Source organism: Defluviicoccus vanus, from assembly GCF_014672695.1.
GTDB lineage: Bacteria > Pseudomonadota > Alphaproteobacteria > Rhodospirillales > Defluviicoccaceae > Defluviicoccus > Defluviicoccus vanus.
In genome coordinates this window covers 2,751,747-2,773,538 of the sequence record NZ_CP053923.1, presented here as the reverse complement: position 1 = coordinate 2,773,538, position 21,792 = coordinate 2,751,747, and the positions used below count along the sequence as shown (strand labels likewise).

General features: G+C 63.5%; 21 protein-coding genes, 1 tRNA gene and 1 pseudogene. 13 read left to right on the top strand and 10 right to left on the bottom strand.

The annotated features are described in order from the left end of the window. From urtE to HQ394_RS12505, 6 genes and pseudogenes are all read left to right on the top strand, one after another. The gene (urtE, locus tag HQ394_RS12530; RefSeq protein ID WP_190260542.1) at window positions 1–696 is read left to right on the top strand and encodes an urea ABC transporter ATP-binding subunit UrtE; all 696 of its coding nucleotides are present in this window, start codon (window positions 1–3) and stop codon (window positions 694–696) included. After that, on the top strand, window positions 602–1,594 hold the full coding sequence (locus HQ394_RS12525; RefSeq protein ID WP_456151423.1) for an urease accessory protein UreD: 993 nt from the start codon (window positions 602–604) through the stop codon (window positions 1,592–1,594). Before urtE ends, HQ394_RS12525 begins: the two co-directional genes overlap by 95 nt. A 181-nt stretch (window positions 1,595–1,775) precedes the next feature. Next, window positions 1,776–2,075, top strand: coding sequence for a hypothetical protein (locus HQ394_RS12520; RefSeq protein WP_190260540.1), 300 nt, complete (start codon window positions 1,776–1,778; stop codon window positions 2,073–2,075). A 337-nt stretch (window positions 2,076–2,412) separates the two neighbouring features. Next, entirely contained in the window at window positions 2,413–3,441 is a 1,029-nt protein-coding gene (locus tag HQ394_RS12515) for a D-alanine--D-alanine ligase family protein (RefSeq protein WP_223291558.1), read from the top strand. Continuing rightward, window positions 3,438–3,662, top strand: coding sequence for a hypothetical protein (locus HQ394_RS12510; protein WP_190260539.1), 225 nt, complete (start codon window positions 3,438–3,440; stop codon window positions 3,660–3,662). The genes HQ394_RS12515 and HQ394_RS12510 overlap by 4 nt, the downstream gene beginning before the upstream one ends. 56 nt (window positions 3,663–3,718) lie before the next feature. Continuing rightward, a pseudogene (locus tag HQ394_RS12505) lies at window positions 3,719–3,817 on the top strand (transposase); the annotation flags it as partial. Between the two features lie 928 nt (window positions 3,818–4,745). On the opposite strand, the gene HQ394_RS12500 reads toward HQ394_RS12505, so the two are convergent. The 7 genes from HQ394_RS12500 to HQ394_RS12470 form a co-directional block, all read right to left on the bottom strand. After that, window positions 4,746–5,534, bottom strand: a complete 789-nt coding sequence (locus tag HQ394_RS12500; RefSeq protein ID WP_190260538.1) for an amino acid ABC transporter ATP-binding protein — start codon at window positions 5,532–5,534, stop codon at window positions 4,746–4,748. Window positions 5,535–5,621: 87 nt separating this feature from the next. Continuing rightward, entirely contained in the window at window positions 5,622–6,869 is a 1,248-nt protein-coding gene (locus HQ394_RS12495; RefSeq protein WP_223291557.1) for an amino acid ABC transporter permease, read from the bottom strand. After that, window positions 6,866–7,999: an amino acid ABC transporter permease gene (locus HQ394_RS12490; RefSeq protein ID WP_317628946.1), complete on the bottom strand. Its 1,134-nt coding sequence runs from the start codon at window positions 7,997–7,999 to the stop codon at window positions 6,866–6,868. Before HQ394_RS12490 ends, HQ394_RS12495 begins: the two co-directional genes overlap by 4 nt. A 121-nt stretch (window positions 8,000–8,120) precedes the next feature. Further along, window positions 8,121–9,149 carry an amino acid ABC transporter substrate-binding protein gene (locus tag HQ394_RS12485; RefSeq protein WP_190260537.1) on the bottom strand — a complete coding sequence of 343 codons (1,029 nt, stop codon included), beginning with the start codon at window positions 9,147–9,149 and terminating at the stop codon, window positions 8,121–8,123. Between the two features lie 245 nt (window positions 9,150–9,394). Further along, on the bottom strand, window positions 9,395–10,201 hold the full coding sequence (locus HQ394_RS12480; protein WP_190260536.1) for an RMD1 family protein: 807 nt from the start codon (window positions 10,199–10,201) through the stop codon (window positions 9,395–9,397). Between the two features lie 703 nt (window positions 10,202–10,904). After that, on the bottom strand, window positions 10,905–11,678 hold the full coding sequence (locus tag HQ394_RS12475) for an FAD-binding oxidoreductase (protein WP_190260535.1): 774 nt from the start codon (window positions 11,676–11,678) through the stop codon (window positions 10,905–10,907). 252 nt (window positions 11,679–11,930) lie between these two features. Then, window positions 11,931–12,566, bottom strand: coding sequence for an HAD family hydrolase (locus HQ394_RS12470; protein WP_190260534.1), 636 nt, complete (start codon window positions 12,564–12,566; stop codon window positions 11,931–11,933). Between the two features lie 285 nt (window positions 12,567–12,851). Here HQ394_RS12470 and HQ394_RS12465 point away from each other — a divergent pair, with 285 nt between their 5' ends. The 6 genes from HQ394_RS12465 (at window position 12,852) to HQ394_RS12440 (ending at window position 17,768) form a co-directional block, all read left to right on the top strand. Continuing rightward, complete coding sequence (locus tag HQ394_RS12465; RefSeq protein ID WP_190260533.1) at window positions 12,852–13,826, top strand: magnesium transporter CorA family protein; 975 nt, start codon at window positions 12,852–12,854, stop codon at window positions 13,824–13,826. Between the two features lie 126 nt (window positions 13,827–13,952). Continuing rightward, entirely contained in the window at window positions 13,953–15,161 is a 1,209-nt protein-coding gene (gltS, locus tag HQ394_RS12460) for a sodium/glutamate symporter (RefSeq protein WP_190260532.1), read from the top strand. Window positions 15,162–15,175: 14 nt separating this feature from the next. Beyond that, on the top strand, window positions 15,176–15,955 hold the full coding sequence (locus HQ394_RS12455; RefSeq protein WP_190260531.1) for a hypothetical protein: 780 nt from the start codon (window positions 15,176–15,178) through the stop codon (window positions 15,953–15,955). A gap of 10 nt (window positions 15,956–15,965) precedes the next feature. Next, complete coding sequence (locus HQ394_RS12450; RefSeq protein ID WP_263053723.1) at window positions 15,966–16,682, top strand: TAXI family TRAP transporter solute-binding subunit; 717 nt, start codon at window positions 15,966–15,968, stop codon at window positions 16,680–16,682. Between the two features lie 270 nt (window positions 16,683–16,952). After that, a tRNA-Leu gene (locus tag HQ394_RS12445) sits at window positions 16,953–17,038 on the top strand. 394 nt (window positions 17,039–17,432) lie between these two features. Next, window positions 17,433–17,768, top strand: a complete 336-nt coding sequence (locus HQ394_RS12440; RefSeq protein WP_190260529.1) for a HesB/IscA family protein — start codon at window positions 17,433–17,435, stop codon at window positions 17,766–17,768. A 130-nt stretch (window positions 17,769–17,898) separates the two neighbouring features. On the opposite strand, the gene HQ394_RS12435 is transcribed toward HQ394_RS12440, so the two are convergent. The 3 genes from HQ394_RS12435 to HQ394_RS12425 all read right to left on the bottom strand — a co-directional run bounded on the left by HQ394_RS12435 (window position 17,899) and on the right by HQ394_RS12425 (window position 20,344). After that, complete coding sequence (locus HQ394_RS12435) at window positions 17,899–18,723, bottom strand: alpha/beta fold hydrolase (RefSeq protein WP_190260528.1); 825 nt, start codon at window positions 18,721–18,723, stop codon at window positions 17,899–17,901. Window positions 18,724–18,848: 125 nt separating this feature from the next. Then, window positions 18,849–19,304, bottom strand: a complete 456-nt coding sequence (locus HQ394_RS12430) for a YaiI/YqxD family protein (RefSeq protein ID WP_223291556.1) — start codon at window positions 19,302–19,304, stop codon at window positions 18,849–18,851. A 20-nt stretch (window positions 19,305–19,324) separates the two neighbouring features. After that, the gene (locus HQ394_RS12425; protein WP_190260527.1) at window positions 19,325–20,344 is read right to left on the bottom strand and encodes an FAD-binding oxidoreductase; all 1,020 of its coding nucleotides are present in this window, start codon (window positions 20,342–20,344) and stop codon (window positions 19,325–19,327) included. A 295-nt stretch (window positions 20,345–20,639) separates the two neighbouring features. Between HQ394_RS12425 and HQ394_RS12420 the strand changes: the two genes are divergently transcribed. Then, window positions 20,640–21,788, top strand: a complete 1,149-nt coding sequence (locus HQ394_RS12420; RefSeq protein ID WP_190260526.1) for an ABC transporter permease — start codon at window positions 20,640–20,642, stop codon at window positions 21,786–21,788. Window positions 21,789–21,792: the final 4 nt, after the last annotated feature.

Below are 21,792 nucleotides of genomic sequence, written 5' to 3'. Positions count from 1 at the left end.
ATGCTGACCGTCGAGGGTATCGACCTGTACTACGGCGCGAGCCAAGCGCTCCGCCGGGTAAACCTTACTGCGAAAGACAACGCGATCACCTGCGTGCTCGGCCGCAACGGCGTCGGCAAGACCAGCCTCTTGCGCGCCATCGTCGGCCAGCATCCAGTCCGCAACGGCCACATCCGCTGGGAGAATGAAGACATTACCGGCCTGCCGCCCTACAAGCGGGCGATGCGCGGCATCGCTTATGTGCCGCAGGGACGGGAGATCTTCCCACTACTGACGGTGGAGGAAAACCTGCAGACGGGCTTCGCCGCCGTCGCCCGCAGTCTCCGCCACGTCCCGGATGAGATCTTCGAGATGTTCCCGGTGCTGCGTGACATGCTGTACCGGCGCGGCGGCGATCTTTCCGGCGGCCAGCAGCAGCAGCTGGCGATCGCCCGCGCTTTGGTAACGCGGCCGCGTCTGCTGGTCCTCGACGAGCCAACGGAAGGCATTCAGCCGTCGATCATTAAGGATATTGAACGGGTGATCCGCCAGTTGGCGCAACGCGGATCGATGGCGATCCTCCTGGTTGAGCAGTACTTCGAGTTTGCCCGCGACCTCGCCGATGAGTATGTGGTGCTGGACCGGGGCGAAGTCGTCGCCTCCGGGCGCGGCGATGAGATGGTCGAGACAGAGGTGCGTCGCCACCTCACCGTCTGAGCGGCGGCACAACCAGGAAAGATCGCGCGTGCACGGTATCGCCTCGCTCACCCTGGTCGGTGACGCCGGCCGCTACGGGGCAACCACCCGTCTCATCGACCTGGAGCAGAAGGCGCCGCTGCGGCTGCTGTTCCCGCGAGAACCGGCCTGCGGCGTGCTGCAGGCGGTGCTGCTTACCACCGGCGGCGGCATGGTGGGCGGCGATGTCTACGAGGTGGCGGTCGATGCCGCGGACGCCGCCTGCGCCATGGTCACCACCCAGGCCGCGGAAAAAGTCTATCGCTCCACCGGTGCCGATACGCGCATCACGGTCGTCTTGCGGGTGGGCAACGGTGGTTGGCTCGAGTGGATGCCGCAAGAGACGATTTTGTTCGATGGCAGCCGACTGGATCGGCGTACCATCGTCGATCTCGATGCGGGAGCGCGATTCCTTGGTGGCGAGGTCGTCGTCTTCGGTCGCACCGCCCACGGCGAGGGCCTGACGCGTGGCTATCTTCGCGATGCTTGGCAAATCCGCATCGCTGGGCGCCTGACCTGGGCTGACACGCTTCGGCTCGAAGGCGATATCGCCGCCCTGCGCAACCGCGCGGCGGCATTCGATAAGGCGGTTGCCGCAGCAACGCTGGTTTATGTCGCCGATGATGCCGCCAACCATCTCGAAGCGGTGCGAGCGATTGTCGCCAACCTCGCCGACAACACCAAGGATTCGNGCGACGTCGGCGATGGCGGCATCGTCATTGCGACTCGCCGTCTCTCCTGCGTCAACGGCCTGCTCGTCATCCGTGGCCTTGCCACTGATGCACGGCTATTGCGCCAGGCCGTGCTCGGCTGCTGGAGTGCCATGCGGGCGCTCGTCGGCGGACTGCCGCGGCAATTGCCGCGCGTCTGGCTGGTGTAAGCACCGGCACCGGGGCTCCCCGCAGCGCAAGTCTTGCGTCAGCGACACACAGAGGACTATCTTTTCGAGAGGGTCAACGAGGTCATTATACCCCCATGTGAGGGAGCGCCGAATTGGCGCGCGGGTCGTCCGGTTTGTGGGTCTGGCGTGAAGGAAGGCGAGCCACATGACGGCTGAGAGCTTGAACGAGATCGACGAGGAAGAGCTTCGGATGGCGCTGGCGGAGTGGAAGCGCTGGCGGAACCGCGTCCTGCAGGCCGAGACGATGAACCGGCGCGAGGAGCGGTATACCCAGGCATGCACGCACATCGCCGCGATCGAAGAAGAAATCGAATTCCGTCGGGCGCGGATGCAGCGGCGCCGCAAAGCCTTATACGAGGTCTGCCGGCTCGCCTCCGGCGAGTGCGTCTCCCTGGCCGACTTCCGCGCTGCCCGGCGCGAGCTGGACGAGATCGAGGAACGCATCGCCCGCCTCCGCTGATCGCCGCGATCTATTGAACGACCCGCCGTTTGCCATGGCGCGTGCTCCGGGATGCGAGGCGACCGGTCATGCACGCCGCGCTCCCTCCAGAGGCCGATGTTCGGCAACGGCTGCGTAGCACGCTCATCGCAAAACGCCGTCGCCGAAATCTTACCGCACGGCCAAGTGATGTGGCTTCGATATTAAATCGGACCAAAATAATCACCGAGAGCGGTACTTCGTACTATTCAGTACGAAAACAGACGGAAAACCCAAAGGAAAGCCGCAAAACGGTTGGCACCGCTCTTGCGTCTGAGCCATTACCGTTCAACGGCTGTGGTTCAGGAAAGCGCCCGAGATGGACACGCCCTCCGTTTCCGATCTGCTGATGCGACCGCCGGCAAGCCCGGCGACGCGCATCCTGTTCATGGCCCGCCATGTGCCGGAGGAGCCGGCGTATCTGTGCCGATCGTTTCCCGGCGACGGCGGCTATCCTGCCTATTACCACCGGGTGTGGCAGGTGCTGACCGGCCTTGGCTATCCCGTGCGCACCGCCAATCACCCCCTGGCCCTGCTGGGGATGGCCGGGGGAACCGATCTGGTCTTTTCCCTCTACAACCGCATGCCGGTCGCGCATCCGGAGATCGTCATTCCATCCTTGTGCACGTTCCTGGGTCTTCCTTGCGTCGGCGCTCCTCCCAACATCCGCGCCCTGGCCGAGGACAAGTGGCTGACCAAGCTGACGGCGCGGGCGCTCGGAATTCCGGTGGCGGCTGGCGCAGTCTATGCCGTTCTGGATGACCTGGCGGTGCCCCCCTCCTTCCCCGGGCCTTACTTCGTCAAATGCCGGTTCGGCGCCGCGTCCGAAGGAATCAGCGCCGACTCGATCCAGGACGATTGGAGCGGCGGTGCCCGAGTGGCGTCGAGTCTGCTTGAGCGCGGCCGGCCGGTGCTGGTCGAGACCTTCGCTCCCGGCGTCGATCTGACCGTGCCGGTACTGGGGGGAACGCAACCGATCGTCCTTGGGGTGGTTCGGCCGCGGTCCGACCAGCCGGGCAGCATCATCACCGAGCATCTCAAGCGCGATGATCCCCTCGGCTACGAACTCCTCGACGCCGCTCCGGGCGAAGCGGCGATGCAGGACGACGTGGCCGCGCTGTGGGCGGCGACCGGCCCCATGGACTATTTCCGCATGGATTACCGCGTCGATCCGAATAGCGGCCAGCGCGTGTTTCTGGAATTCAACCTTTGCTGCCACATCGGCCGCAGCGGCGCCATCTGCCTGGCTGCCTCCCGTTGGGGCCTGGAACAAGCCGAGGTTCTCGGCCACGTGATCGAATTCAGCCTTCGCCGCCAACGCGCCGTCTGCCGGGAGGAAATGCAATGAACGTGATGAACGTCGGCTCGAGTCTTGTCCTCGATGTCGCCCCTTCCTCCAGCATCGAGCCGGCCCTGGGGCCGTTCGGCGACGCCAGCATCGAGCGCGGCAGGGCACGCGGCTGGGATCTGCTGGGAACGGTGCCAGTGCCGCTCCGCCACTGGGTCCGCGACGCAGTTGCCGATCTGGTGACCGTCTACCGGGGCGAAGGCGGTGCACCGCTCAAGTGAATAGCCCCTAGATTTCTGGACGCCTTCTATCCTAATTTTGAGGACAGGAGACGACGATGGGGAAGCCCAATTTCAGTGATGAGTTCAAGCGTGATGCGGTGGCCCAGATCACCGAGCGTGGGTATCCGGTAGCTGAGGTTTCCGACCCACTCGGCCGCCGCCCGGCTTTCTCCGTCGGCGGCGTCGACGCGGATGTCGCCGCGGAACCGGATGACATAGGCGAAGCCCAATTTCGTCAGATAATCGAACAGTTTGCGGTCGCCGAAGCCGCGGTCGGCGAGGATCGTCGCCGTCGTCCCCGCCGGCAACACCCCGGCAAGGCGGCCGAGACACGCATCCTCGATGGCGTTGCGCTGGCCCGCCAGTTCCGCCTTCAGCATCGTCAGCCACAACAGCGGCGTCGCCCGGCCGTGCCCGGTCACCAGATTGAGCGCCAGCGTCGCCTGCCCGTCGGCGTCGAAATCGGTCCAGTCCATGGCGACGACGATTTCCTTGCGGCCGCCAACCGCCTCCGGAACCCATTGCCCGAACATCTCCCAGACGGAGACGCCGGCGTTGCTCAGCAGCCTGTCGACCTGTTTGACCGCATGCTTGGTCAGCAATCCCCGCGCCTGCGCCAACGCATGGCCGATCATCGAAACCGCCAGCGACGCACCGGTCATCACCCCCAGCGTGCCGTTGGCCAGCGACGCGATCCGTTTGGCGTGAACATGCCCCGCGAAAACCCCATCAAGAAACCGACGAACGTCGGTCAAACGAAACTCAGGACGCGCTACCCCGTTCACTTCCCCACCCCAACCCTCGAAACCTTCCTCTCACCCTGCATAACCGACCGCCGCCGCAAAGCTCATCCGTAGCAACCCATTGATCCGTATCAAAACTCAAAATGAGGGGATTCCTGAGGGTTCTACCCGGTGGGTGTGCGCAATTTTTCATCATACGCACGTCGCTCTTCAAAGGCGTTGGGGTCAAAGCACATTGTTCGCCAAGTACTTCGCCTTGAACGAATGGTTGACCGTAAAATACGGGAACTCACGTAGCAGCAAACACCTCATGGGCTTAAAGTAACCGCCTACGATGTCACTAATGCTTCAAGATCTGCCCCAAGAACTTCTGCGTCCGGTCTGATCTTGGATTGGTGAAGAATTCGCTTGGCGGCGCCTTCTCTATAATTTGGCCGCCGTCCATGAACACCATCGTGTTGCCGACGGTGCGGGCGAAGCCCATTTCGTGGGTGACGCAGATCATCGTCATCCCCGCCTCGGCCAGTTCCACCATCACGTCGAGGACNTCCTTGATCATCTCCGGATCGAGGGCGCTGGTGGGCTCGTCGAACAGCATGATCGAGGGCTTCAGGCATAGCGCCCGGGCGATGGCGACCCGTTGCTGCTGGCCGCCGGAGAGCTGGCCCGGGTACTTCGACGCCTGCTCGGGGATCCGCACCCGCGCCAGCAGTTCCATGGCGGTGGCGATGGCTTCCTTCTTCGGCGTTTTCTTTACCCAGACCGGTGCCAGGATCAGATTGTCGAGGACGCTTAAGTGCGGGAACAGGTTGAACTGCTGGAAAACCATGCCGACGTCCTGGCGGATGCGCTCCACCGAGCGGACGTCGTTGGTGAGTTCCACTCCATCGACGGCGATGCGCCCCTGCTGGTGTCGCTCCAGCGCGTTGATGCAGCGGATCATCGTCGACTTGCCGGAGCCGGATGGGCCGCAGACCACCACCCGCTCGCCGCGCGCCACGTTCAGGCTCACGTCCTGCAGGACGTGAAAGGCGCCATACCACCATNNGTGGACACCGTCGAGGACGATAACCGGCGGCTCGTCGAGCCGCGGCTGGGCGGCGGCGGGGGAACTGGGAACTGTAGCCACGGTGTTGCCTCCTTGATCGTCTCACGCGTCCGCCGGTAGCGCGGCAGGTTCAAGCCGCTCAACCNNGCCGCCTCACATCCGCAGCCCTCAGGCCCGCTTGTGGCCGACGGCCAGTCGTCGCTCAATAAACAGGCTGTAGCGCGACATAAAGAAGCAGAAGGACCAGTAGATCAGCGCCACGAAGGCGTAGCTCTCGATGAAAAACGGCCGCCACTGCGGGTCGGCCAGCGCCGTCTTCGCTGTCGTCAACAGATCGAACAGGCCGATGATGATGACCAGCGAGGTGTCCTTGAACATGCTGATGAACTGGTTGACCAGCGGCGGGATCGCCACCTTCAGCGCCTGCGGCAGGACGATCAGGCCCGTCTTCTGCCAGTAGCCGAGGCCGAGCGCATCCGCCGCTTCGTACTGGCCGCGCGGCACCGCCTGCAGGCCGCCGCGGACCGCTTCGGCGAGGTAGGCAGCGGTAAACAGGATGATACCCACCTGGGCGCGCAGCAGCTTGTTGACCGTCACCCCTTCCGGCAGGAACAGCGGGAACATGACCGAGGCCATGAACAGCACGCTGATCAGCGGCACGCCGCGGACGAATTCGATGAAGCCGACGCAGACGGCGCGGATCGCCGGCAGCTCCGAGCGGCGGCCGAGCGCCAGCAGAATCGCCATCGGAAACGAGCCGATCATACCGACAGCGGCGAGGATCAGCGTCAGCGGCAGGCCGCCCCAGGCATCGGTGGGGACAAAGGTAAGGCCAAGAACACCGCCCCACATCAGCACGGCGCAACTGATCAGCACCAGCGGCCAAGCGAGGGCCAACCACCAGCGCCAGAAGGGCGGATAGCAACTGATGGCGATGAGCACGATGAATAGCGCCATCGCCAGCACCGGCCGCCATTGCTCGGTGTAGGGATAGAGGCCGAAGAAGATAAAACGGTATTTGTCGTGGATGAACGCCCAACAGGCGCCCTCCGCGGTGCGGCACAGCGCCGGATCGGCGGTGGACCAGATGGCACCGGTGAACGCCCACTGGACGAAGGGCGGCACCGCCACCCACAGCAACCACAGGCACAGCAGGGTGAGGAGGGTGTTGCCGGCGCTGGAGAACAGGTTCTCCCGCGCCCAGCCGGTGAGCACCCGCAGCAGGCCCGGTGCTTGCTGCTGCGGGGAAGGCTGGGCGGCGATCGCCTCCACCGGCTCTTCCTCACGGGCAAAGATCTCGTCCGGCGTCTCCTCGAAGGGTGGCTCCTGCTGTGGCTGGTCGCCAGACATCGGCTGTGCCGGCTGTTCCGGTGGGGTGTCGTTTCTGGGGCGATCGTCCTTTGGTCGCTCGCTCATCGGCCGCCCTTTACCGCGATGCGGCGGTTGTACCAGTTCATGAAAGTGGAGATGGAGAGGCTGACGGTGAGGTAGACCGCCATGATGATCGCCACCCCTTCCACCGCCTGACCGGTCTGGTTGATGGCGGTGTTGGCGACGCTGACCAGATCCGGAAAGCCGATGGCGACGGCGAGCGACGAGTTCTTGGTCAAATTGAGGTACTGACTGGTCAGCGGCGGGATGATCACCCGCATCGCCTGCGGCAGGGTGACCAGCCGCAGCACCTGGCCCCGCGACAGCCCGAGCGCCAACCCCGCCTCGGTCTGTCCGTGCGCCACCGCAAGGATGCCGCCACGAACGATCTCGGCGATAAAGGTGGCGGTGTAGAGGACGAGGCCGACGAGGAGCGCAGTAAACTCGGGGGTAATCGTCACCCCGCCGACAAAATTGAAGCCCTGCAATGCCGGTACGTCCAGCGCCATTGGCGCGCCGCCAAGCAGCCAGACGAGGAACGGCAGGCCGATAATCAAGCCCAGGCTAACCGGCAGGGTCGGGAAGACCTGTCCGGAGCGATCCTGGCGCAGCTTCGCCCAGCGGCCAATAGCCCAGGCAACGGCAATGGCAACGAGGAAGACGACCAGCATCACTGCGTGGGTAGTCTGCCAAACCGGCTCGGGCAGCTTGAGGCCGCGCGCCGAAAGAAAGATCCCCGGGAGGGGGTTAAGCGCCTGCCGCGGCCCGGGCAGGCCTTCGGTGATCAGCGCATACCAGAAGAACAACTGCAGCAGCACCGGGATATTGCGCAGTCCCTCCACGTAACAGGTGGCCAGGCGCGCCACCAGCCAGTTGCGCGACAGCCGGGCAACGCCGGCGAGAATGCCGATGAATGTCGCGAGGATGATGCCGACAACAGCGACCTTCAGCGTGTTGAAGACGCCGACCGCTAGGGCGCGGAAGTAGGTGTTGGCGGGATTGTAGGGAATGGCCGATTCACTGATCCCGAACCCGGCCTCCCGCTGCAGAAACCCGAAGCCGGTGGCAATGTTGCGCGTCTCCAGGTTGGCGAGGGTATTGGAGACGAGATAGGCAACAAGCAGGATCCCCGCCGAGGACGGCCACCTGGGCAATGACGGCGCGGATGCGCGCATCGTTCCACCAGGCGACTCGTGCGGCAGCGGGGGTGGCGGGCAGGGATTGCGACATGGCCAACATTGCCCGGACAAACCCGCCGCCCCGATGCAAGGGCAGCGGGTGGGTTGCTTAAGACTCTTAACGGAATGGCGGCGAATACATCAGGCCACCGTTCAGCCATTGCGCATTCAATCCGCGGGCCAGTTTGAGCTTTGAGCCCATGCCAACGTTACGATCGAAGCTCTCGCCGTAGTTTCCCACCTGCTTGATGATGTTATAGGCCCACTTTTCGTCAACGCCGAGGGCCTGGCCGAAGCCGGGCGTCACGCCGAGGAAACGCTTAACGTTGGGGTCGGCGGCTTTCGTCATCTCCTCGACATTGGCCGCGGTGATGCCTTTCTCTTCCGCCTCGATCATGGCGTAGATCGACCATGTGACGAGGTTGCGCCATTGGTCGTCGCCTTGGCGCACCGCCGGAGCCAACGGCTCCTTCGAGATCATCTCCGGCAGAATGATATAGTCATCGGCATTGGGGGCGTCGTTGGCGCGTACCGCCGCTAGCTGTGAAGCATCCGAGGTGATCGCGTCACAGCGGCCGGCGAAGAAGGCGGAGGTCACTTCCTCGTATTTCTCGATGGTGACCGGCTTCATTTCCATTTTGGTCGCGCGGAAGAAGTCGGCGAGGTTGAGTTCGGTCGTCGTTCCCGTCTGCACGCAGATGGTGGCACCGTTCAATTGCTTGGCGCTGCTGACGCCCAGCTTCTTCGCCACCATGAAGCCCTGACCGTCATAGTAGTTGACCGGCGCAAAACTGAGGCCATTGGCGGTCGCCCGCGTCAACGTCCAGGTGGTGTTGCGCGACAGCATGTCGATTTCGCCCGACTGCAGCGCGGTCAGCCGCGCCTGGGCACTCAGCGGAACGTATTTCACCTTGCTGGCATCGCCGAACACGGCAGCGGCGACGGCACGGNNGCACATATCCACGTCGAGACCGCGCCAGACGCCCTTGTCGTCCGGCGCACCGAAACCATAGAGGGCGGTATGAACGCCGCAGACAAGAGTGCCACGTGCCTTGACAGCGTCGAACGTGGCACCTGCGTGCGCCGCGGGTGCGCCCGCCGCCAAGGCGACCAGGGCCGCCGCAGAGGCGAGGATGGAGTGCTTCATGGTACCTCCTAGGATGGTTCGGTGTCGTTTCGCGTTGCTCGTGCGGCCGGTGGCGCGCACCTCCCCAAGATGTATTTATAACCTGCGATTAACGATCACACAGCGGCTTTCGAGCGGAGGCGGCGAATTCATCTCCTGCGTTCACTGCCCCGAGGCGAACCTTGGCCGGATTCCGGGCAGGACGGCTCCCAACCGGGGGATGCAGGACCGGTCAACCGGCAGAGCCACGCGGCCGCGGGCTTCGCCTAGTGGCGGCCCACCGCCATCTGGTAAAGCGTCAGCACGATTTCGATGAAGATCAGCCCGATGACGTACCACTCGAGCCGCAACGTGCGGCGCGCATCCAACAGTGCCAGAGCCGTCGTCGCCGTCTGGGAAATAAGTTCCAGCTTGTGGTTCAGCGCCCGGTGTCGCTCCGGCAGTTCATACTCCTTCTGCAGGTGTCGGTAGAGGCGATCCAGTTCCGGACGATCCCACAGCAGTTCCGGCTTCTCCGTCACTTCCACCCGGCCGACCATCCGATGCTGGGTGATCAGCACGTCGCCGATGTGCTCCAGCAACTGGCGGGCGGGAAGCCGCCGGCCGCCGGTCTTCTGCAGCGATTCAGCAACAGGTTCGATGCGCTCGAAGACTTGCGCCACCCGGCTCTCGTCAAAGGCGAGGATGACACTCTTGGCGAGCACATCGGCGAGCAGGAGAAGGCGAGGAACCGACAGCAGCCGCAGGTAAACGATACCGTCGGCACCGACCCGTTCCTCCGCCGCAGCATCGACGCTGATCGCCGTTTCCTCAGTTTCAGGATTGGCCAGAGGTTCGTCGACAACCGCCTGCAGGCTCTTGATAAACGCCGCCTCCTCGATTTGCTGCAGGTTGAACATGACGACGACACCGTAACGGAACAACACGGCGATCCCTGCCGCACCGGCGCGGATCGCCAACGGCATTGCGGCACGGCTGTCGTTGCTGAGCGCTTTTAGGTCGATGCGCTTGCCTGCGAGCAGGGCATGGACGCGAACGCGCTGCCACCCGCTGAAATCAACGTCATTGAGCATGGAGCTGACCAGCGAACCATCGACCTACGGCGTACGCTGACCGTTGTCGCCAGGAGGGAAAGCGGAAGAAAAGCTCAAAGGATGACCGCGAACTGCGGTGGCACGCCTGCAGCGGCAGCCCTGGACTCTGCCGCAGGCATCGGCGGTAATGTGGCGGCGTGGTCAGATGGTACGACCTGCCCTACCACCACCAGCAATAAGGGCCCTTGATGGTCTTGGCCGGAATCGCGAGATCAGGACGCGGATCCATGGCCGACGTATAACAATCGGCGATGACGACGGCGCACCGCACCCATTGCTGCGTGGTCGCCGCCCAGATTCTCACCAACTCGCGCCCCGACCGTCCCATCGCGCACCTCAGTGTTGATATGTACTAATTATATGAGAGAATGGGTTGAAACCAAAGGCGTTTCTACAAAGCGCCCCAGCAATATTGGCGGTTGACAATCGCCCTGCGAACACAAAAGCCCTTCTCACCTGCGGTGTCAGCCAGAACGTCGAAACAACCGTGCAGCATGCTGAGCTCAAGAATCGGCCGCAAGCGAAACTTCGCCTCACCGTGTTTTGTTTTGGCGTCTGACGGTGATGCTCGGTGATGGCGATCAGTTGACCGGCCGAAAACTGGCCCAAGGTGCGCTTGGCATTGCCGCACCTTCTCCGCCGGCTTCTTTGCATACGGGGGGACGCGATGAGAGGCCGTCGCTTAGAGTCCGTCGCTCTGGCCTGCCTTGCCCATCTCCCGGCCGGTGATGAGGGTCGGATCGAACAGGTCCGAATGCAGATCCTCAGGATTCAGTCCGCGCGCCAGAAGGAGCTGCACCGCCGCATTCACCATCGCCGGCGGACCGGCGACGTAGGCCTTCATCCCGACACAGCTCTTGATGTCGGCGTCGACCGCCTCGATCACCGTGCCCAGCCGCCGAAGCGTTGACGCCACCGGCTCGGAGAGGGCTGAGACCAGGCGCAAACCTGGAAACGCAGCAGCCAGGGTGCAGAACCGCTGCTCCAGATACAGGTCGGCTTCGTCGCGGGCCCCCACATAAAAATAGATATCGTCGCAGACGTGGTGGCGGACCGCGGTCTCGACAATAGACTTCATCGGCGCCAGCCCCGAGCCGCCGGCGATGGCGAGAAGCGGCCCGCGGTGATCCTGCCGCAGCCAAGCATGGCCGAAGGGGCCCTCGACCCTTACCTCGTCGCCCACCCGCAGTCGCTGTGCAACATAGGCACTGGCGCCGCTGGTGCTAGCGTGGCGAACATGAAACTCGATGATGTCGTCGTCGGGGCAGTTGGCCATCGAGTATTCGCGCGGACGCTGTTCGCCGAACGTCACGCGCGCATATTGGCCGGCGGTAAAGCGGAATGGTCCGCCGCCGACAACCTCCAGCCGCACGATGCGAATGTGAACCGTGGCTTCCTCAATCGCCACCACGCGACAGAGCATCGGCCGTACGTGCCTCACCGTTGCGTCCGGCATACCGGAAGCCGCCTGNGTCCAAGGTCCTGGTATCCATTTCATCAACAAGTGCCGACGACGCTTCTGTCATGAGGCTGCGCGCTTGGCCGGAGGAACGATCTCGCATCGGGCCGTCTGCGCCTGGACCCGGCAAGCGGCTCGCCCCTCCCTTTGAGGTTCGCACAGCGCTCCGACGATCACGTAGCGTGGCTATAGAGTGCAATCAACGCCCGAACGCAGAGCCGCCCGAAAAGTATCTCACACTTCGTGAAATCAAGACTCCAGAATTCCATATTCGCGCAGGGAGACTGTCAGCGCCGCAGCAGTGGTAAAGCGGATGGCATGCAAGCCGGCGTCTTGCGCCGCGGCAACGTTTGCCGGCACATCGTCGATGAACAGACAGTCGCCCGGCTGCAGTCCGCAGACGGCGATGAGGTGAGCGAAAATCCGTGGGTCGGGCTTGGCGATCCCCACTTCGCCCGACACCACCATCGCCTCGAAGCAGGCAAAGAACGGATAGCGCTGCAGCATCTGCGGCAGCTTCTCCGTCGAGAAGTTGGTGAGCGCCAGCAACCGCACCCCACGTTCCTTGAGTTGGTAAAGCAGCTGGACGGTGTGTTCGATTGCACCCTGGACCATCTCGTCCCAACGCTGATCATAGGCGGCGATGAGTGCGGCATGTTCCGGGAACAAGGCGGTGCGCTCGGCCACCGCGTCGGCGAAGGAACGCCCTTCGTCCTGACGATGGTTCCAGTCCGGCGTACAGACGCGGGCGAGGAAATCCTCCATCACCGCCGCGTCAGCGATCAGTTGGCGGTAGAGATACCGCGGGTTCCAATCGAGCAGCACCCCGCCCACATCGAAGATAACGGTAGTGAGCGAAGCCGGCGCGGCAGCGGGTCGGAGCATCTCCGGTTCTCTCCGCAACGATTTGTTATTCCATGTGATTTGCGTCTGGGCGGCCGATGTGCTAACCGAGGCGCCAGCTGCAGTCTGCGAAGTTTACCGTCGTCGTCAAGCGAAACGCTGGCGTCAGACGAGGCAAGACCCCAAGGTCCGGCCGGCTCCTCCGCCAGGGTATTGCCATGCCCCGCCACCACCAACCTTCACCCCGCGTCCTGCCGCCCTGCGGCGCCATCCCTTGCTTCTGTCCGCCGTTGCCGCCGTCGTCGCACCACAAAAGGACCCGGAAAGATGCTGACGCTCTACTGCCTGCGCTCTGGTCGCATCGTCGCCGACCGGTTGCAGAACGGCCAGCCGGTTCCGGATGGCCTGATCTGGGCCGATCTGCTCAATCCCACCGCCGAAGAAAACGCCGCCATCAAGGCGCTGGCCGACATCGACGTGCCAACACCGGAGGAAATGCGCGAGATCGAGCCCTCCAGCCGTCTGTACCGTGAGGGACTATCCCTGTTCTTGACTGCGAGTGTGCTGAACAACACCGATACGCCCGAGCCGGAGACGCGCGCGATCACCTTCGTCCTGTCGGAAGGCATGCTGACGACGCTGCGCTACTGCGAGCCGATGCCGTTCGAAACCTTCCGCAATCGGATCCAGTCGCAGCCGCGCCTCTGCCGCACGCCGGAGGTGGCACTGGTCGAACTGCTGGACGCGATCGTCGATCGCATCGCCGATACGCTGGAGGCCGTGGACTCCCACGTCAGCACCCTGTCCAAGGACATCTTTTCCCCGGCCGACACCAACAACACCAAGGCCACCGACTTCGGGCCGACGATCAAGAACATCGGACTGAACGCCATCCGCTGCTCAAAAGCGGACGAAAGTCTGATCGGCCTACAGCGGCTGTTGACCTTCCTCGATACCAACATGCGCCAGATGAACAACAAAGAAATCAGGACACGGATCAAGGATCTGCAGCGAGATATTCTTTCACTTGAAGGTTATGTTGAGAGAATGTCGGAGAAACTTGTTCTGCTATTGGATGCAACCCTCGGCATGGTCAGCATTCAGCAGAATAATATCATCAAGATATTTTCCGTTATCGCCGTCGTTTTCCTGCCACCGACGCTGGTTGCCAGCATCTACGGCATGAACTTCAATGAGATGCCTGAATTGGGGTGGCATCTGGGCTATCCGCTGGCCCTGCTGCTGATGTTGCTGTCGGCAATCCTACCCTTCCGCTATTTCAAGCATCGCGGCTGGCTGTAAAGCCTAACGGCGCCTGCCGCTGGGCCGGGAAATGCATAGGCTATGCCGCCCACGCCGACTGCGCGTGGGCTGGCGAACGCCCTCCGAACGTGGTAGAGCGCTTTAAACTGCTGGCCGGAGTCCTGCATGCAGATCGACGTCGACGTTGCGCTGACCCTGGTCATAGCCATCCTTGTGTTGATCGTTGGCCGGCTGCTCATCTCCCGCATCAAGTTCCTCCGCACCTTCAGCATTCCCGAGCCGGTGATCGGTGGTCTGATCGTCGCCGGGCTACTGACCGCCGCGCGCGCCCTGTTCGACGTGCGGATCACCTTCGACATGGCGCTGCAGACGCCGTTTCAGCTGGCGTTCTTCTCCACTATCGGTCTCGCCGCCGACGCAAGGATGCTGTTGGTCGGCGGCCGCAAGCTGGTGGTGTTCGCCCTCCTCGTCATGCTCTTTCTCGTCATCCAGAACGCGGTCGGCATCGCTGCGGCGCTGAGCCTGGACCTGAGCCCCTTGCTCGGCCTGCTCGCCGGCTCGACGACGCTTTCCGGCGGGCATGGCACCGGAGTGGCCTATGGCAAGCTTTTCGGTGAAGTGAACAACCTGCAAGGCGCGATGGAGGTGGCGATGGCCGCCGCGACCTTCGGGCTGGTCATGGGTGGCACCCTCGCCGGGCCGGTGGCACACCTGCTGATTGCGCGCTTCAAGCTGCGGGGTGCACCCGACACGGCGGAGATGGCCGTGCCCGGCGAAATCGGGCCGGACGACCGGCGACCGCTCAGTCCGGGATCCTTTCTTGAAACCGTGTTGCTGATCATGGCCTGCGTCGCCGGCGGCAGCGTACTGTCGACCGTGATCAAGATTCCCGGCATTACCTTGCCGACGTTCGTCTGGTGCCTGTTCATCGGCATCATCATCCGCAACATCATCGGCTTTACCCGCATCTACACCATCGATGCGAACACGCTGGAGCTGCTGGGGACGGTCAGTCTGTCGCTGTTCCTGGCCATGGCGCTGATGGCGCTGCGGCTGTGGGAACTGGTCAATCTCGCCGGGCCGATGCTGGTCATTCTTCTGGTCCAGACGGTGGCGGTGGTGCTCTATGCCGTCCTCGTCACCTTCGTGGTGATGGGCCGCAACNATGACGCAGCTGTGCTGGCGGCGGGACACATCGGCTTTGCGCTCGGCGCCACCTCGACGGCGATCGCCAGCATGCAGGCGATCACCAGCCGTTATGGCCACTCGCCATTGGCCTTCCTCCTGGTGCCGATCACCGGCGCCTTCCTGATCGACATCGCCAATGCGCTGCTGCTGCAGGGGGTCCTCACGCTTCCGTGGTTCGGCTTTTGAAGAGGATGATGCCAATGCACCGTGCAGCCCATCGCCTCGGCCTCTTCGCCATCTTCGTCCTCTGCCTTCTCCTCGTCGCCTGCGGCGGCGGTCCTGGCGAGGCAGAGGTTGAAAAAGACGTACAAGTGCGGGTGGCGCAGGCCTTTGGCGACGGCACCGCCCACCTCGACACCATCCGCCGTGCCGGCAGCAGTCCGATGACCGACGATGCGCAAGGCCGCGATCGCCGCATCGTCTATTACAACGCCGCGCTCACCCTGGACCGCGACATCGACCTGTCGTCCTGGCAGAGCCTAAACCTCGCCGCCGTTAGCGACATTCTCGGCGCGACCGAAAAGGGCATCACCGGGCTGAAGAAGGGCGGCAACCAAAAGGGCGACACCCTTTACGTCCACGGCACCGTCGCCTATGTGGACGACCATGGCCACTGGCAGCCGATCGACGTCGATCGCAAGCCGGTGGCCGAGGCGCCGCCGGAAGGTAACACAGGTCCGCCGGCGCAGGCGCTGCAGATCGTCGATACGATCCGCACCCTGTTTGCCGACGCCGGCCCGGAGGTCGACCGCCGTAGCATCATCACCAACGAACTCAGCCGGGCCTATTCGCGGATTCAGGCGCGTCTCGACCGGCTCGGCGGTGTTTTCGTCATCGCCGGCGGACCGGAAGCGGGAGAGTATCAGCAGGTGGCGACGCTGATCGCCGCCGCCGTCAACAACACCAAGGCAAAAGGCCAGGCGGTCAGCACCGAAGGCAGCGTCGAAAACGTCAGTCTGCTCGCCAGCCGGCTGGTGTGATGCGGCCCTGGTGCAGAACAACGTCGCCATGCAGGCGAAGGCGGGCCGTGGACCGCTGGCCTGCGCCGCGGTGCCGAACTTGCGGGCGCTGGCCAGTCTGTTCCCTGAGCAACTGCACGTCATTCTCGGCCATGATTCCCCGATAAAAACCCTGGAGGATCTCAAGGGCAAGCGCGTCGAGGTCGGCCTACCCGACTCGGGCAGCCGTCTTGATGCGGAAGCACTGCTCGCCGTCGCCGGGCTGACCTTCGCCGACCTCGGCGAGGCGAGCGGCCGGGGGCTGGCGGACGGCCTCGACTTGCTGCAGCGCGGCGAACTGGATGCGGTGATCGCCACCATCAGTGCGCCGGCGCGCCTCTACCAGGAGCGGGTTACCGGCGGCGGACTGCGGTTGTTGTCATTGAGCGAGGCCGTACAAGCACGGCTGGTAAATCCCGAGACCGGCTTCGTCGCCGCTACCCTGCCGGCCGGCACCTATCATGGCCAGACGCAACCGGTGCGCACCGTAGCCGTCGCCGCCCTGCTGGCGGCGCGCGCCGATCTGCCCGACGCACAGGTGCGGATGCTGCTGCACGAGATCTTCGACGGCATCGATTTCTTCGCTGCCGGCAGCGCCGCCGGCTCGCAGATCAGCCGGGCGACCGCCACCACCGGCGTCGGTATCCCCTGGCATCCGGCCGCCGAGCAGTTCTTCGCCGGCACTGCTGCGCAGGCCGGCACGCCGTAAGTCCGCTACGGGCGAGGAGTCCGGCTGCAGACCAATATCGGCAGCGCTGTGCTCGCACTGCCGGCCACGCGTCGTCGCCGCTGGCCGAGACCTCCAGCGCATCGCACAGCACCCGCACCGGCCAGATGTCGCGCTGATCCTCAATACAGCGGAGCCTCACTTCGGCGGTTCCGAGAAGATGGCCACTGACCGGCGACGATCGACTCAAGGGGGTCGCCGCGCACAGCCCCTCTGGCGCGCCACACCCATGTATGTTAACGATCATGCCGTGCCGGTGTGGCGGAATGGTAGACGCGACGGACTCAAAATCCGTTTCTCGCAAGGGAGTGGGGGTTCGAGTCCCTTCACCGGCACCATTCCTCAGGAGTTCGGCCTGGCGACATGGGTAACGAAACGTACCTTAGATCCAGGCCGAAAGTAGAGTGACCATCCCTGAAAGCCGTCCCAGGCGTGTTCGATGCGTTTGGCTGCGGCGCGATCCGATAGCGACGATCGATCGCGTCCCATCTCATCGCCCACCGAGGTCCGTCGTCACCAAGGCACTCAACGACTATCTTGAGACTATCAAGCCGCAGAACTGCCGAACAAATTCGGCTTATTTGAACGTGCTGGGCCTGCCCCGCGTGGTTGCCAACGTCAGATCGGCAACGCCCGACCTCGCACACGATTAAACAAACCTTCATCTCTCTGGACGCTTCTGGCTCGCTATTTGCTGAGTCTGCCGCCTAACCTTACTGGTGGGAGAACCCAATGCTGGAGATGACAGACACCGCGGTCGGCGCCATCCAACGCGCGGTCGGCCGCAGCCAGGGCGAAGCGNAAGGGGTGCGGCTCGCACTCGTAGCCGGCAGTTGCGCCGAATTGAAATTCAAGCTCGATCTCGAGGCCGACGCCAAGCCCGGCGACGAGATCTTCGATTACGACGGTTTCAGCCTCTTCATCGATCGCGAAGCCGGGCCGCTGATCAAGGGTACGCGCGTCGATTACGTGGAAAATCTCGAAGGCGGCGGCTTCGTCTTTCAAAACCCGGGCGCAGAATCCACCTGTGTCTGTGGCAAGTCCTTCACCCCCGCCCGCGACATCTAACACGTCCAGTTCGCGGCGATCAGAACGGCGAAGCACCGCCGCCGGACGACCGCCGCGAACTGCCGCGTCACGCTCACATTGCAGATGCGCTAACCGCTTCTACAGGCAGCGAACGGACGGCAACCGAAGCTTAAGAGCGAAGGAACGCCAGCAAATCGGCGTTCAGCTGCTCTTTTCTCATATTCCCCAGGCTGTGCGGGCCGCCGGGATAGATCTTCAGCGTCGAGCCCTTGACGAGTTCTGCCGAGCGCAGCGCCGCAGCGCCTATGGGCACGATCTGATCGTCATCGCCATGAATGATCAGCGTCGGCACATCGAACTTCTGCAGATCCGCGGTGAAATCCGTTTCCGAAAAGGCCTTGATGCAGTCATAGGCGTTCTTGTGGCCGGACATCATCCCCTGCAGCCACCAAGCCTGGATCAGGCCTTGCGATACCTTCACTCCCGGCCGGTTGAAGCCGAAAAAGGGGCCGCTCGCCACGTCGAGGAAGAACTGCGCCCGATCTGCCAGATAGGCGCTGCGGAAGCCGTCGAATACCGCCATGGGCAGGCCGCCCGGGTTAGCCGGCGTCTGCAGCATCAGTGGTGGCACCGCCCCCATCAGCACCGCCTTCGCCACACGGCCGGTGCCATGACGGCCGATGTAGCGCGCCACCTCACCGCCGCCGGTTGAGTGGCCGATCATCGCTATATCCTTGAGATCAAGGGCGACGAACAGCTCCGCTAGATCGTCGGCATAGGTATCCATCTCGTTGCCGTGCCACGGCTGGCTGGAGCGACCGTGTCCCCGCCGATCGTGAGCGATGCAGCGATAGCCATGGGAGGCCAGAAAAAACATCTGGGAGTCCCAGGCATCGGCGCTGAGCGGCCAGCCATGACTGAAGGCCACCGTCGGTCCGGAGCCCCAATCCTTATAGTAGATTTCCGTCCCATCCTTGGTGATCAAGGTTGGCACCTGTTGCCTCCTGCACCTCTGTGAGCAATTCCGTCGTTCCATGTCCGACGCGGAACTATCTGCGGACAACCCCTCAACACCTGGGGCGGAACGGCTGCGGTTTCAATTCAGCGAGAACGGCGCAGTCAGGAAGAACGTTGCAGGCGAACAATGGCCTCGTGCAGGGCCGCCAGGAACTTCGATCGGTCGGCATCGGTCAACGGCTTCGGCCCGCGTGTCATCGCCCCCGCAGCGCGGAGGTCGGTCATCAGGTTCCGCGTCGCCAGTGCCATGCCCACGGAATCGTCATTCAACGCGCGGCCGTTCGGCGCCAGCACCACCGCCCCCGCCTTAACGCAGCGCGCCGCCAGTGGGATGTCGGCGGTAACGACGATGGCACCGCAGGCAGCACGTTCGGCGATCCAGTCATCGGCGGCATCGAGTCCGGAACCGACCACCACCCGCTGAATCCATGGATCGCGCGGCAAGGCGATGATGCTGTTGGCGACGACGTAAACGGTTGTCCGGTGCCGCTCGGCGACGCGATAGACTTCGCGCTTCACCGGGCAGGCATCGGCGTCAACGTAGATTGAAACTTCCACTGGATGCAGAACCGCCGGCGTCAGAAAAAGCGCTCGTAGTTGATGGCCTCGGCAGGGAATCCGAGATCCGCCAGCCGATCGACACAGGCTTCGATCATCGGCCGGCCGCCGCAGATGTAGGCTTCGCTGTGCTCCGCGTCCTTGCGCGTCACATAACGTTCGATCAGGTCGGTGACCCGGCCGCGTGGCCCGGACCAGGTCTCTGGATCGGCGCAGGAAAGGATGACTTTGTATTCGAACCCAGGATAATGCGCCCGCAGCCCACGCAGCAGGTCGGTGTAGAACAAGTCCGACTCGTGCCGCAGGCCGAAGAACAAGCGCACCCGCCGGCGGCTGCGTCGTTCCAGCAGATGCATCAGCATCGACTTGATCGGTGCCATGCCGGTGCCGGTGGCGATCATAATGATGTCGCGCGGCGAGTCCTCATCGAGGACGAAATCGCCGAACGGTCCCTCGACCTGCAGGGTCTGGCCGGGACGCAGCCGGTGCACAAAGTTCGAACCGGCACCTCCAGCAACTGAGCGCACACAGACCTCGAAGTGACGGACGTCCGACGGTGGCGTGGAGATGGAATAGGAACGGCGGATGGGATGCGGCAGGTTGGGGACCATGAAAATCATGTACTGGCCGGGCCGGTAGGCGAAGCCCTCGCTGCCCACGTAGAAGCGGACCTCGGCGACGCTGAGATTGAGCGGCCGGAACGACTCGACGAGGACGGTATGGCTGCCAAGTGTGGTGGCCGTCTCGGCAACATTGACCGGTTGGCCCCAGACCACATCACCAGCGCCCACGTCCTTCAGACACGGCAGCCGATGCGTGTCGAGATCTAGCCGCATGTTGTTGAGCGTCCGGGCTTCGCGGGCAGTAATGTCGGCCAGATGTTCGATTCCGGAGACCACCGGGGTTGCACAGGTCCCACATGCACCCGCCTTGCACGCGAACGGAATGCCAGCATCGGAACGGTCGCAAACGTCGTAGAGCCATTCCCCTTCCTCGGCCTCGACGCTGATGCCCGAATGCTTAAAGGTCACGGTTGGCATGGCTTACCCCCTATGTCCCGTTGATTGTTAACTCTTGCTGGTAGGCGTCCACGGTCCGTTTACCGGATGGATCACCCTTGCTCAGAGATCTCGAACCCGACCGAGCCTGCTCCCCGTCGGCAGGCGGTGGCAAGCGGGCACGCGAGCAATAAAGCGCGGCCGCCAACACCGGTGCAAGCGTTTGCGATCGTCGGCCGGCTCCGCCAAACGCTAAGACGCTTTTGCAGCCCGGTTGATTGACCGACGGCGGCAAAGAGCCTAAGGCTGCTCTGCTTGGGCGGTGGGATCATCGATTTTGCAACAGACTGACACCCGCGCGGCGACACATTCCATTGAAGTGCAGCGGCTGGCCGCTGGCGTGTTGTCGTTGCGATTAGCCGGCGAATGGCGCATCGCCCATGGCCTGCCCTCGGCTGACCCTGTGGTCAACGCGCTCGATGAAGCACCGCCTGCCAGACTCATCGTCAGCGCCAAAGGGCTTGCCGGCTGGGATTCGAGCCTGCTGACCTTCCTTCTCGACGTCCACGAAGCCTGCTCCGATCGCATGGTTCCCTGCGATTTTGCCGCGCTGCCGGAGGGCGTGCGGCGGCTCCTGGTGCTAGCAACCACGGTGCCGGAACGGGACGACGTCAAGCGGCAGGCGGAAGCGCCACCATTCTTTGATCGCCTCGGCATCCTGTCGCTTGCCATGTGGCGTTACACCGGCGAGGCGCTCACCTTTCTTGGCGAATGCACCTACAGCTTCGGGCGACTACTACGCGGGCGCTGCCGCTTCCGGCGTTCCGATCTTGGTCTGTTCATCCAGCAGTCCGGCGCCCAGGCGCTGCCGATCGTCTCGCTGATCGCCATCCTGATCGGCATGATTCTCGCCTTCGTCGGCGCGGTGCAACTGCGTCTGTTCGGCGCCCAGGCATATGTCGCCAACCTGGTGGGCATCGCCATGCTGCGCGAGATGGGCGCGATGATGACGGCGATCATCATGGCCGGACGGACAGGTGCCGCCTTCGCCGCCCAACTGGGGACGATGCAGGTCAACGAGGAGGTGGACGCGCTGCGCACCTTCGGCGTTGTCCCGATGGATTACCTGGTGATGCCCCGGATGCTGGCGCTGATCCTGATGATGCCGCTGCTGTGCATCTACGCCGACTTTCTTGGTATCTTCGGCGGCTTCTTGGTGGGTACCGGCATGCTGGACCTGTCGCCGGCGCAATACATCGAGCAGACCCTACGCTGGCTGAAGTTCAAGGACCTGATGCTCGGCATCGGCAAGAGTGTGATCTTCGGCGTCATCATCGCCAGTTGCGGCTGCTACGCTGGCATCCAGAGCGGCCGGAGCGCCGCCGCCGTTGGTGAAGCTACCACCCACGCCGTGGTCACCGCCATCGTCTGGATCATCGTCGCCGACGGCATCTTTGCAGTGGTGACCAACGTGCTGCGCATCTGACCGG

What these genes read in the sequence shown, in the direction of transcription:
- urtE (WP_190260542.1), top strand. Translation starts at nt 1, where the DNA reads ATGCTGACCGTCGAGGGTATCGACCTGTACTACGGCGCGAGCCAAGCG.
- HQ394_RS12515 (WP_223291558.1), top strand. Translation starts at nt 2,413, where the DNA reads ATGGACACGCCCTCCGTTTCCGATCTGCTGATGCGACCGCCGGCAAGC.
- HQ394_RS12510 (WP_190260539.1), top strand. Translation starts at nt 3,438, where the DNA reads ATGAACGTGATGAACGTCGGCTCGAGTCTTGTCCTCGATGTCGCCCCT.
- HQ394_RS12495 (WP_223291557.1), bottom strand. Translation starts at nt 6,869, where the DNA reads ATGAGCGAGCGACCAAAGGACGATCGCCCCAGAAACGACACCCCACCG.
- HQ394_RS12490 (WP_317628946.1), bottom strand. Translation starts at nt 7,999, where the DNA reads ATGCGCGCATCCGCGCCGTCATTGCCCAGGTGGCCGTCCTCGGCGGGG.
- HQ394_RS12480 (WP_190260536.1), bottom strand. Translation starts at nt 10,201, where the DNA reads ATGCTCAATGACGTTGATTTCAGCGGGTGGCAGCGCGTTCGCGTCCAT.
- HQ394_RS12475 (WP_190260535.1), bottom strand. Translation starts at nt 11,678, where the DNA reads ATGCCGGACGCAACGGTGAGGCACGTACGGCCGATGCTCTGTCGCGTG.
- HQ394_RS12470 (WP_190260534.1), bottom strand. Translation starts at nt 12,566, where the DNA reads ATGCTCCGACCCGCTGCCGCGCCGGCTTCGCTCACTACCGTTATCTTC.
- HQ394_RS12465 (WP_190260533.1), top strand. Translation starts at nt 12,852, where the DNA reads ATGCTGACGCTCTACTGCCTGCGCTCTGGTCGCATCGTCGCCGACCGG.
- HQ394_RS12455 (WP_190260531.1), top strand. Translation starts at nt 15,176, where the DNA reads ATGCACCGTGCAGCCCATCGCCTCGGCCTCTTCGCCATCTTCGTCCTC.
- HQ394_RS12425 (WP_190260527.1), bottom strand. Translation starts at nt 20,344, where the DNA reads ATGCCAACCGTGACCTTTAAGCATTCGGGCATCAGCGTCGAGGCCGAG.